This is a genomic window from Rhodococcus sp. P14 (assembly GCF_000256505.1).
Classification (GTDB): Bacteria; Actinomycetota; Actinomycetes; order Mycobacteriales; family Mycobacteriaceae; genus Rhodococcus; species Rhodococcus ruber.
Genome location: NZ_AJFC01000018.1, coordinates 1 through 10,584, shown reverse-complemented (window position 1 = coordinate 10,584; position 10,584 = coordinate 1). Strand labels below are relative to the sequence as shown.

The following is a 10,584-nucleotide window of genomic DNA, read 5'->3' as shown; positions in this document are numbered from 1 at the left end:
CCCGGCCCGGCCGGCCGCCGTCGAGCGCGGCGGGCCGCGCCACTGGCGGGACGTCGAGGGCGCGGGTGGCGGCGCCGCGCAGCTCGACCGCGGCCTCGTCGGTCACGGGGACGAACCGCACCGAATCCCCGGGCCGGATCTGCCCCATCTTCCAGCGGTGACCGGAGACGACCGTGAGCGGGCAGGCGAACCCGCCCAGGCTCGGACCGTCCGGGCCGAGCAGGATCGGGGTGTCGCCCGAGACGTTGAGCGCGCCCACCGAGTAGGGGTTGTCGTGCAGGTTCGACGGGTGCAGCCCGGCCTCGCCGCCGTCCGTCCGCGACCAGGTGGGCTTCGGGCCGTCCAGACGGATGCCGGTGCGGTTCGCGTGGGACTGCACCGTCCACGTGGTGTCGTAGAACTGGGCCAGGTCGTCCTCGGTGAAGTAGGCCGGTGCGGGCTGCGGACCCTCGGTGACGGCGAGATGCCACGTGTGGGTGAACTCCGGCCGACGGTCCACGGGTACCGGTGCCGGGGAGGCTAGCGCGCGGGACTCGGCCACACCGAGCACGTCGCCCGTGGCCACGGCCCTGCCGGTGAGGCCCCCGAAGCCGCCGAGTGTGAACGTCGAAGCGCTGCCGTGGTAGAGCGGGGCGTCGAGTCCGCCACGCACCGCGACGTAGGTGCGCAGGCCCTGCTCGGTCGGCGATCCGACGTCGAGCACGCCGCCGGCCGGCACCTCCAGGGGCTCCCACATCGGCACGGGGGTCCCGTCGACGGTGACCACGACCGGGGCACCGGTGACGCAGACGAGCGTCGGGTCGGAGAACTCGAGGCGCGGGCCCTGCAACGTGCACTCCAGCGCCGGTGCCCCCTCCGGATTGCCGACCGCGCCGTTCGCGGCGCGCATCGACAGGTCGTCCATCGGACCCGACGGCGGAATGCCGACCGCCCACAACCCGATCCGGCCGGGGAAGTCCTGCACCGTGGTCATGGTGCCCGCGCGCAGCACGTCGATGCGGTGGCCCGTCGCCCGTACCTCCCGCAGCGTCGCGGTGGTGTGGGCGGCCCCGAGCACCTGCTCCGCCGTGCAGACGCGCCGCAGCTGCGGCAGATTCGTCTGCACGCCGTACAGGTGCGTGTCGTCGAGCGCCTCGGCGAGCGCCGCGAACGCGGTGCGGCGGGACTCGCCGCGCACGATGATCTTGGCGAGCATCGGGTCGTAGAACGAACTCACCTCGGTGCCGGTGTCCACCCACGTCTCGACGCGGGTGTGGGCCGGGAACTCGACGGCGGTGAGCAGTCCGGCGCTGGGCCGGTAGTCGTGCCCCGGGTCCTCCGCGTACACGCGCGCCTCCACGGCGTGACCGAGGATGCGGGGCCCGCTGTCGGGCAGGGCGTCGAGCATCTCGGTCTCGCCCCGGCCGAGCCGCAGCATCCACTCCACCAGGTCCACGCCCGTGACCTCCTCGGTGACCGGATGCTCCACCTGCAGACGGGTGTTCATCTCGAGGAACGAGGCCTCACCGCGTTCGACGTCGTACACGAACTCCACGGTGCCGGCGGAGCGGTAGCTCACCGACGACGCGAGCCGGCGCGACGACGCGAGCAGTTCCTCGACGACCGCGTCGGGCAGGTTCGGGGCGGGCGCCTCCTCGACGACCTTCTGGTTGCGTCGCTGCAACGAGCAGTCGCGCGTACCGAGGCTGATCGTGCGGCCGCGACCGTCGCCGAACACCTGCACCTCGAGGTGGCGGGCGTGTGCGACGAACCGTTCGAGGAACACCCCCGACGAGGAGAAGTGTGCGGACGCGAGACGCTGCACCCGCTCGTACGCGTCCCGCAGTTCGCCCGGAGTGTGGCAGGCCTGCATCCCGATGCCGCCCCCGCCGCCGACGGCCTTGAGCATCACGGGGTAACCGACGGTGTCGGCGGCCGCGAGGGCGGCGTCGACGGACCCGAGCAGGCCGCTGCCCTCGACGAGCGGGACGCCGACGGCGCGTGCCGCCTCTCGCGCGGTGTGCTTGTCGCCGAAGACCCGCAGCTGCCCGGGGGTGGGCCCGATGAACGCGATGCCCGCCTTCTCGCAGGCGTCCGCGAATTCGGCCTTCTCCGAGAGGAATCCGTAGCCGGGATGGACCGCGCCGGCGCCCGCCGACAGGGCCGCCTCGATTACCAGATCCGCCCGGAGATACGACTGCGCTGCCGGGGCCGGGCCGAGACGCACGGCCATGTCCGCCATCTCGACGTGCGCGGCGGACGCGTCCGCATCCGAGTACACGGCGACGGTCTTCAGCCCCAGCGCGTGCGCCGAACGCATGATGCGGCAAGCGATCTCGCCGCGGTTGGCGACGAGCAGGGTGTCGAAAGCGAACGTCACGACAGGCTCCTTCGGTGACGGGGAAGGGGAAGGTATGGGGCGGAACGGACCTCAGTGAGCGAACGACATCGCCGACACGGCGCGGGTCACCCGGTCGAGCACCACCGCGAGGGATTCGCCGATGTGCCGGTGCAGCAGCCGGTGGGCGAGTTCGAGTTCGTCGCCGAGGACGGCATCGACGATGGCGAGATGTTCGGCGATCGACGTCTCGATCCGGCTGTTGACCATGAAGTCGTACATCCGCACGTGCCGGATCCGGGAGTTGACCGACTCGAGCGAGCCGGCCAGTTCCGCATTGCCCGACGCGGCTATCAGGGCCATGTGGAACTCCTCGTCGAGCACCACGAAACCCGGTTCCTGCTGCGGCGGGTCGGCGGACAGACGCAACCATCGTTCGCGCTCGGCGGTGAGGGCGACGCGGTCGTGCCGCACATCGGGATTGTCGATCGCGCGCGCAATGCCCTGCAGTTCGAGGGTGATCCGCAGCTCGTAGAGGTCACGGACGCGGGGAATGCTCACCGGGACCGGCGAGAATCCGAACTCCTCGCGGCGCAACAGCCCGTCCGCGCACAGCATCGCGAGCGCCTCCCGGACCGGGGTGCGGGAGATCCCGAACCGCGCGGACAGTTTCGGCTCGGTCAGCCGCTCGCCGACGCGGATCGAACCGTTCATCAGCTCGGTGCGCAGTTCCCGGTACACGCGCGTCCGCAGCGGTTGCGCCGTGGCTGTATCCGTACGTGTCGACATAGCTGTATACGCTATGGACGTCGTGTTTCGCCGAGATTGCCCGCGGTAAAGCGACGGTTAGGAAGAGCTCTCAGAAGTCCCGCTCGAGGCGCAGCACGCCGATGGTGGTGGCCAGTCCGTCGTATTGCGCTACGAGCAGGCAGAATTCGATCATCCGACGGTCGTCGAGGTGAGCGGCCAGCGCCGCCCACGTCTCGTCGCCGAGGTCTCCGGTGGCGATCAACTCGTCGACGGCTGTGAGCATCGCCCGGTGCCGCGGGCTCCAGCCGGGCGCGCCGGGTCCGTCGAGGATACGCTGCAGGATCTCGGGGGTGATGCCGGCGCGACGGCCGAGCCGGGTGTGGTGGTCCATCTCGTAGCCGCACTCGCGTAGGTGCGCCACCCGCAGGATGACCAGTTCGGATTCGAACCGGGGCAACCGCCCGAACGGCATGAGCTTGCCGGAGTAGTGCAGCCAGCCGCGGAACAGGCCGCCGGTGCGGCCCAGGGTGCTGAACAGGTGCGCGTCCTTCGTTCCCGCCGCGGTCGAGAGCACGCGCCAGACCGCCCAGTTGAGCGGGCCGAGTTCCTTGAACCGTCCGGGCCGGATGCGAGGCGACATGCCGGTCAGTCTCGCACGGCACGCGCCAATCGGGCCATCGTCCGGGCCTGCTCGGCGCGCTGCACCACCACCGCCCGTGAGGTGTCGATGTGGGCGAGGAGCTGGTCGTGGGCGTCCTCGAGACGGCCGGCGAGCACCGCCTCCGCCACACCGATGTGTTCGTCGACGGTCGCCGCGATCCGGTCGTGCGTCAGGTAGTCGAACATGCGCACGGGCCGGACCTTCGCGTTCACGGCAGCCAGCGCGTCGCACAGGGCCGGGTTGCCGGCGGCGGCCAGCAATGCCAGGTGGAACTGTTCGTCGAGGACGACGAACCCCGCATCCGGTTCGGGGAGGTCGCGCCGCAGCGCGTACCACCGGTCGAGCTCGCCGCCGAGCACGTCCGGATCGTGGCGGTTCGAGTGATCGGCCAGCGCGCGGCGGATGCCGCGCAGCTCCAACGTGGTCCGCAGCTCGTACAGGTCGGCGAGGTCGTCGAAGCGCGGCCGGTACGGGAACAGCCCCTGCTCGCGCCGCTCGACCAGACCGTCGGACACCAGCCGCGCCAGCGCCTCCCGTACCGGCGTTCGGGAGACCCCGTACTGCTCGGCGAGCCGTTCCTCGCCGAGCCGTGTGTCCGGCGGCAGAACGCCCGTCATCAGATCCGAACGCAGCGCCCGGTAGACCCGATCACGCCGCGTGCCGCCGGCGCTCATCAGATCGCCATGGCCGCGCGGACGGTGCCTGCGGCATCCGTCCCGCCGTCGCCGCTGGCGGTGATGCGTCCGGATTCGAGGACGTAGTACCGCTGCGCCGACTGCAGGGCGAAACCGATGTGCTGCTCGACGAGCAGCACCCCGAGGTCGCCGCGCCGGCTGAGTTCGACGACGGTGCTTTCGATCTCGGCGACGACCGACGGCTGGATCCCCTCGGTGGGTTCGTCGAGGATGAGCATGCGGGGCTCGGTGATCAGGGCGCGGGCGATCGCGAGCTGCTGGCGCTGGCCTCCGGAGAGCAGACCGGCGCGCCGGTCCAGCAGTGGCACGAGGGCGGGGAACAGCTCGAGCATGTCGGCGACGAGCTGCTTGCCGCGCCTGCGTCCGTCGGCGACGACCTGCAGGTTCTCGGCGCAGGTGAGCTGCGCGAAGGACTGCTGGCCCTGGGGGACGTAGGCCAGGCCGCGGGCGACGCGCGCGGCCGGCCGTAGCGAAGTGATGTCCGCACCGTCGAGGAGGATCCGGCCGAAGGTGGTGGGCAGCAGGCCGACGGCGGCGCGCAGCAGGGTGGTCTTGCCGGCTCCGTTGTGACCCATGACGGCGACGACCCCGTCGGCGGGGACGGTCAGGGTGGCGCCGTGGATGATCTCGGTGCGGCCGTAACCGGTCCGCACGTCGACGAGCTCGAGCATCTCACGCCTCCTGTACTGCAGTGGCGGTCCCGAGGTAGACCTCCTGGACCTGCGGGTTGTTCTGCACCTGTTCGACGGTGCCGTCGGCGATCACCCTGCCGCGGGCCAGGACGGTGACGGAGGTGGCGAAGGCGCGCATGAAATCCATGTCGTGTTCGACGACGACGACGGTGCGCTGCGCCCCGATCCGGCGCAGCAACTGCCCCGTCTCCTCGCGTTCGTCGTGGCTCATCCCGGCGACCGGCTCGTCGAGCAGCAGCACGTCGGAGTTCTGCACGAGCAGCATGCCGATCTCGAGCCACTGCTTCTGCCCGTGGGCGAGGATGCCGGCGGGCACGTCGCGCAGGCCGGTCAGGCCGATCGTCTCGAGGGCTTCCTCGATCTGCGGGAGCACCGTCGTGCGGCGGCGCAGCAGCGACCACGGGGAGCGGCCGGAGCCGGCGGCGATGTCGAGGTTCTGCAGCACCGTGAGTTGCTCGAACACCGACGCGGTCTGGAAGGTGCGGCCCACCCCGAGGCGGGCGATCTTGTGCACCTTCTTGCCGAGCAGTTCGATGCCGGACTTGGTGACCGACCCGGTGGCCGGTACCAGGCCGGTGACGGCGTCGACGAGGGTGGTCTTGCCGGCGCCGTTGGGGCCGATGAGGAAGCGCAGGTCGCCCTGCAGGAGGGTCAGGTCCACGCCGTCGACGGCGGTGAAGCCGTCGAAGCTGACCCGCAGGTCGCGGATCTCGAGGTACTCGCTGGACATGCCGGCGTTGCCGCCGTAGTGGGGTTCGGTCATCTCGCCGGCTCCATCGTCGTGGTCGGTTCGGGAATCGGGCGCGCTGGGCCGGTGCGGGTGCGTCGCCGGCGCAACGTCGCCAGCCCGGCGAGGCCCGCGGGGAAGAACCCGATGACGACGATGAACAGCAGGCCCTGCGCGTAGGTCCACGCGGACGGGAAGCTCTCCGACAGCGCGGTCTGGGCCCACGCGACGCCGATGGCACCGAGGGCCGGGCCGAGCAGGGTCGTGCGTCCGCCGATGGCGACGCCGATGAGGAATGCGAGGGAGGGGACGACGCCGACGTCGGCGGGGGAGATGATGCCGACGATGGGCACGAACAGCGCCCCGGCGATGCCCGCGAAGAAGGCCGCCGTGGCGTAGGCGACGACCTTGACGTCGGCGGGGTCGTAGCCGAGGAAACGGACCCGCTCCTCCTGGTCGCGCACGGCCACGAGCAGTTCGCCGTAGCGGGAGAACATCAACTGCCGGGTGAGCGCGACGACGGCGAGCAGGACACCCGCGGCGACGAAGAACAGCATGCGCTTGTTGGCCGGGTCGGCGAGGGACAGGCCGAAGAAGCTGCGAAAGCGGTTGAGCCCGTTCGATCCTCCGATCGACTGCTGGCCGATCAGCAGGATCGCGAAGGCGGCGGTCAGGGCCTGGGACAGGATCGCGAAGTAGGCACCCTTGACGCGGCGCTTGAACACGCCGAGCCCGAGCAGCACCGCGACCAGGGCGGGCAGCACGAGGATCGCGGCGATCGTCACCAGCGGAGAGGCGAACGGCGCCCAGTAGCCGGGCAATTCGCGGATGCCGGCGATCTGCATGAAGTCCGGGACGGTGTCGCCGCGCAGCCCGGCGTCGGCGATCTTCAGGTGCATCGCCATGAGGTAGGCGCCGAGGCCGAAGAAGACGCCCTGGCCGAGGGTGAGCATGCCGCCGCGGCCCCACGCGAGACCGATCCCGACGGCGACGATCGCGAAACACAGGAACTTCGCGAGCAGGTTCAGACGGAAGTCCGACAGCACGGCGGGGGCGAGGGCAAACAGAACGAGTGCGGCGAGGGCGAACCCGGCCCACGTGCGGGCCGGTCCGGGCCGGGTGAGCGCCGGAAGACGTGTCGGGGCAGGCATCAGACCAGGCTCCTTGTCTTGACCGCGAACAGGCCCTGCGGCCGGACCTGCAGGAAGATCACGATGAGCACGAAGACGATCACCTTCGCGATCGATGCGGTGGTGGAGTATTCGATGAACGAGTTGAGCAGGCCGAGTGCGACCGCCGCGATGACGGCACCCTCGATCCGTCCGAGGCCGCCGATGACGACCACCAGGAACGCATCGATCAGGTAGGACTGGCCGATGGTGGGGCTCGTGGAGCCGATCAGGGTCAGCGCCACGCCGGCCAGGCCGGCCAGGCCGGAGCCGAGGAAGAACGTGGTGATATCGGTGCGCCGCGACGAGATGCCCACCGTCTCGGCGAGGTCGCGGTTCTGCACGACGGCCCGGATGCGTCGGCCCATCGGGGTGAACTTCATCGCCGCGATCAGGATCGCCACGCACACCACGGCCAGCGCGAGGATGAACAGCCGGGTCCTGGGCACCACCGCCCCGAGGATCTCCACGCCACCGGAGAGCCACTGCGGCGCAACCACGTTGACGGCCGGTGCGCCGAAGATGTCGCGGGCGGCCTGTTGCAGCAACAGGCCCACGCCGAAGGTCACCAGCAGGGTGTCGAGCGGGCGGTGGTACATGCGGCGGATGAGGGTGACCTCGAGCAGCACCCCCATCACGCCGCCGACCAGGAAACCGACGAGCAGCGACACCAGCAGGGACACCCCGGCGGCCGAGACCACCTGCTGCACCACGTACGCGGTGTAGGAGCCGGCCATGATGAACTCGCCGTGGGCCATGTTGATCACGCCCATCTGCCCGAACGTCAGCGACAGGCCCAGCGCCGCCAGCAGCAGGATCGAACCGATGCTCAGTCCCGTGAACAGCTGTCCTACAACGACATCCATGTCGCCTCCCTTCTCGTCGGCTTCCCGGTCACGATGGTCAGCTGCCGGACAGGCCGGCGGCCCAGTCGTAGCTCTCGAGGTACGGGTCCGGCTCGATCGCCCCGTTCGACTCCCACACCGTGTAGATCAGTCCGTCGCCCCGGATCTCGCCGATGCGGGCCGTCTTGGTGATGTGGTGGTTGTCCCCGTCGATCGTGACGGGGCCCTCGGGCGCGTCGAACGAGACGCCGTCGGCCGCGGCCTGCACGTCGGCGACGGCGAACGAGTCCGCCTTCTCGACGGTGTTCTTCCACAGGTACACCGACGCGTACGCGGCCTCCATCGGGTCGGAGGTGGGCTTGTTCGCACCGTACTTCGCCTTGTACGCATCGACGAACGCCGTGTTCTCGGGACCGCCCACGGTCTGGTAGTAGTTCCAGGCCGTGAGCTGGCCGGCGATGTTCTGCGCGCCGATTCCGACCACTTCCTCCTCGGCGATCGACACCGAGATCACCGGCATGTCGGCGGCGGTGAGGCCGACGTTGGAGTACTCGCGGAAGAACGCGACGTTCGAGTCGCCGTTGAGGGTGTTGAACACCGCGTCCGCGTCGGCGGTGCGGACCTTGTTGACGATCGTGGAGAAGTCGGTGGATCCGAGTGGGGTGTAGTCCTCACCCTTGATCTCGATGCCGTTGGCCTCGGCGTACGCGCGGATGATGCGGTTCGCGGTCTGCGGGAAGACGTAGTCGCTGCCCACGAGGTAGAGGGACTCGACGCCCTTCTCCTTCAGGTAGTCCAGCGCCGGCACGATCTGCTGGTTGGTGGTGGCGCCGGTGTAGAAGATGTTCGGCGACGACTCGAGGCCCTCGTACTGCACGGGGTAGTACAGCAGCGAGTTCAGGTCCTCGAACACCGGCAGCATCGCCTTGCGGCTCGACGACGTCCACCCGCCGAACACCGCGGCCACGCAGTCGGAGCTGATCAGCTTCTCGGCCTTCTCGGCGAACACCGTCGGCTCCGACGCGCCGTCCTCGGCCACGATCCGGATCTGCTTGCCGAGAACGCCGCCGTTCGCGTTGATCTCCTCGACGGCCAGCGCGATCGAATCGCGCACCGTGACCTCGGAGATCGCCATGGTGCCGGACAGCGAGTTCAGCGAACCGACCTTGATCGTGTCCCCGGAGGTGTCGACGCACGAGGCGGACCCGGCGGCGTCGGTACTGTCGGTGGCCTTGCTGCCGCAGGCGCTGAGCACGAGGCCGACGGCGGCCAGCGCGACCGGCGCGGCGACGGCGCGCCTGGCGAACGTGGATGTGGCAACTGGCATGGAGGTGCCCTTCGTCGAAGGTGGGAACCGGACGGGGCCCGGTGTATCCGGGCTGCGTATACAGCGCTGTATCCGTGGGTCCGAAGAGTAGGCGGCCGGTGTTGCGTCGGAATGTCTCGCGGTGACGAGTTCATGACGCGTGTTACGTCCTCGTTGCCGAACGCGCACACCCCGAGGTAGCACCTTGTCCGCACCACGAATAGCCGTCCGCGCCAGCAATTGCCGATGCGGATGCCTGGGAGTTCCGCGGTTGTTCTCAGCGACGCGATCGGGCGACGGCCCGTTCGAAGCGGGCGACGACGGTCGGGAACCGGAACAGCTCCGCCCACGTCCAGCGGACCACCTCGAAGCCGAGGTCTCGCAGCGCATCCTCGCGCAGCTTCTCGCGCCGCACCGTTTCGGCGGTGGCTCCGGGGTCGCCGGTCCCGTACTTGCCCATGCCGTCGAACTCGCCGACGATCCCGGTCTCTTCCCAGAAGAAGTCGGTCCGCGCGACGAATCGGCCCTCGCTCGTCCGGACTTCGTGCTGGAGCGCCGGGGCCGGCATTCCGGCCTGGTGGATGCGGAGCCGGCTGATCGATTCGCCGGGACTCTCGCTGCGACCGTCCAGGAACGGGACGATGCGCCGTGCCGCGCCGATTCCCGTCCGCGCCCCGGCCCGGTGAAGTGCGGCGGCCAGCGCCGGCCGCAGGCCGGGATGCCCGCGCAACGCGGAGTCCCCCGCCACCACGGCCTCCTCGGCGGTGACCGTGCGCGAGAGGTCCACGACCGTCCGCGCAGCCGAGGTGACGCGGATCCCCTCCACGGTCTCGACTTCGTCGTGGGGGAGGGCCGCGGCGTGGACGTGCTGACGCGGAGTGCGTCGACCGCCCGACGCGCGATCGCGGGTGAGGTGGATGCGGGACAGGTCGGTGCGCCAGACCGCGAAGCCGTGGACGACGGCGGCCGAGACGTGGCTGATAGCGGCGCCCTCGTGCAACCGCGCTGCGCCCGACCGGATCCGCAGCACGTGGCGTGCCACGTCGTCGAGTTGCCCGGCGTCCTCACGCTCGAGGTACACGCCGGGCACGATGCGTTCGAGACGACCCGTACGGATTCCTCGGCGTAGTTCGGCGTCGGTGATCCCGGTTGCGAGGACGGCAGGACGCAGCAGTGGCGTGGGTTCGCTCATACGGGGAGCGTGCCCGAATACCGGCGCTGCGTCCGCGAGCCGCGGGCGGGCGGCGGCGATCTGTGGATGAATAGTCCGCCTGTGGACAGAGTATCCGCGAACGTCGCAGTCAGCCGCGCACGCAATTGCTTTCGCGCACGGCGAATACGTGCGCGGGTGTTACTTGATGAGGTAGGGGGACACCGAGCTCTGGTGCTCGTTGATGACGAGTTCCTTGCCCAGCGGGGGGA

At 70.1% G+C, this 10,584-nt stretch carries 10 protein-coding genes; all 10 read right to left on the bottom strand.

The features are described from left to right. Window positions 1-2,299: 5-oxoprolinase/urea amidolyase family protein (locus OEY_RS0101525; protein ID WP_237713713.1), on the bottom strand; the 2,299-nt coding region annotated here is incomplete at its 3' end. A 111-nt stretch (window positions 2,300-2,410) separates the two neighbouring features. Continuing rightward, entirely contained in the window at window positions 2,411-3,106 is a 696-nt protein-coding gene (locus OEY_RS0101520; RefSeq protein WP_029539848.1) for a GntR family transcriptional regulator, read from the bottom strand. A 70-nt stretch (window positions 3,107-3,176) separates the two neighbouring features. Continuing rightward, window positions 3,177-3,707, bottom strand: coding sequence for a carboxymuconolactone decarboxylase family protein (locus tag OEY_RS0101515; RefSeq protein ID WP_010592183.1), 531 nt, complete (start codon window positions 3,705-3,707; stop codon window positions 3,177-3,179). Window positions 3,708-3,712: 5 nt separating this feature from the next. Then, window positions 3,713-4,402 (bottom strand): GntR family transcriptional regulator, encoded by a 690-nt coding sequence (locus tag OEY_RS0101510; RefSeq protein ID WP_010592182.1) that lies wholly within the window; start codon window positions 4,400-4,402, stop codon window positions 3,713-3,715. Continuing rightward, window positions 4,402-5,094 (bottom strand): urea ABC transporter ATP-binding subunit UrtE, encoded by a 693-nt coding sequence (gene urtE / locus OEY_RS0101505; protein ID WP_010592181.1) that lies wholly within the window; start codon window positions 5,092-5,094, stop codon window positions 4,402-4,404. Before urtE ends, OEY_RS0101510 begins: the two co-directional genes overlap by 1 nt. A gap of 1 nt (window position 5,095) precedes the next feature. Then, the gene (gene urtD, locus OEY_RS0101500; RefSeq protein WP_010592180.1) at window positions 5,096-5,878 is read right to left on the bottom strand and encodes an urea ABC transporter ATP-binding protein UrtD; all 783 of its coding nucleotides are present in this window, start codon (window positions 5,876-5,878) and stop codon (window positions 5,096-5,098) included. Next, complete coding sequence (gene urtC, locus OEY_RS0101495; protein ID WP_010592179.1) at window positions 5,875-6,993, bottom strand: urea ABC transporter permease subunit UrtC; 1,119 nt, start codon at window positions 6,991-6,993, stop codon at window positions 5,875-5,877. Before urtC ends, urtD begins: the two co-directional genes overlap by 4 nt. Then, window positions 6,993-7,877, bottom strand: coding sequence for an urea ABC transporter permease subunit UrtB (gene urtB, locus OEY_RS0101490; RefSeq protein ID WP_010592178.1), 885 nt, complete (start codon window positions 7,875-7,877; stop codon window positions 6,993-6,995). The genes urtC and urtB overlap by 1 nt, the downstream gene beginning before the upstream one ends. Window positions 7,878-7,914: 37 nt before the next feature. Then, window positions 7,915-9,183 (bottom strand): urea ABC transporter substrate-binding protein, encoded by a 1,269-nt coding sequence (urtA, locus tag OEY_RS0101485; RefSeq protein WP_010592177.1) that lies wholly within the window; start codon window positions 9,181-9,183, stop codon window positions 7,915-7,917. Window positions 9,184-9,439: 256 nt separating this feature from the next. Beyond that, window positions 9,440-10,354, bottom strand: coding sequence for a hypothetical protein (locus OEY_RS0101480; protein WP_010592176.1), 915 nt, complete (start codon window positions 10,352-10,354; stop codon window positions 9,440-9,442). Window positions 10,355-10,584 lie beyond the last annotated feature (230 nt).

Coding starts and splice junctions, on each gene's coding strand:
- OEY_RS0101520 (WP_029539848.1), bottom strand. CDS start 3,106: ATGTCGACACGTACGGATACAGCCACGGCGCAACCGCTGCGGACGCGC.
- OEY_RS0101515 (WP_010592183.1), bottom strand. CDS start 3,707: ATGTCGCCTCGCATCCGGCCCGGACGGTTCAAGGAACTCGGCCCGCTC.
- OEY_RS0101510 (WP_010592182.1), bottom strand. CDS start 4,402: ATGAGCGCCGGCGGCACGCGGCGTGATCGGGTCTACCGGGCGCTGCGT.
- urtE (WP_010592181.1), bottom strand. CDS start 5,094: ATGCTCGAGCTCGTCGACGTGCGGACCGGTTACGGCCGCACCGAGATC.
- urtD (WP_010592180.1), bottom strand. CDS start 5,878: ATGACCGAACCCCACTACGGCGGCAACGCCGGCATGTCCAGCGAGTAC.
- urtC (WP_010592179.1), bottom strand. CDS start 6,993: ATGCCTGCCCCGACACGTCTTCCGGCGCTCACCCGGCCCGGACCGGCC.
- urtB (WP_010592178.1), bottom strand. CDS start 7,877: ATGGATGTCGTTGTAGGACAGCTGTTCACGGGACTGAGCATCGGTTCG.
- urtA (WP_010592177.1), bottom strand. CDS start 9,183: ATGCCAGTTGCCACATCCACGTTCGCCAGGCGCGCCGTCGCCGCGCCG.
- OEY_RS0101480 (WP_010592176.1), bottom strand. CDS start 10,354: ATGAGCGAACCCACGCCACTGCTGCGTCCTGCCGTCCTCGCAACCGGG.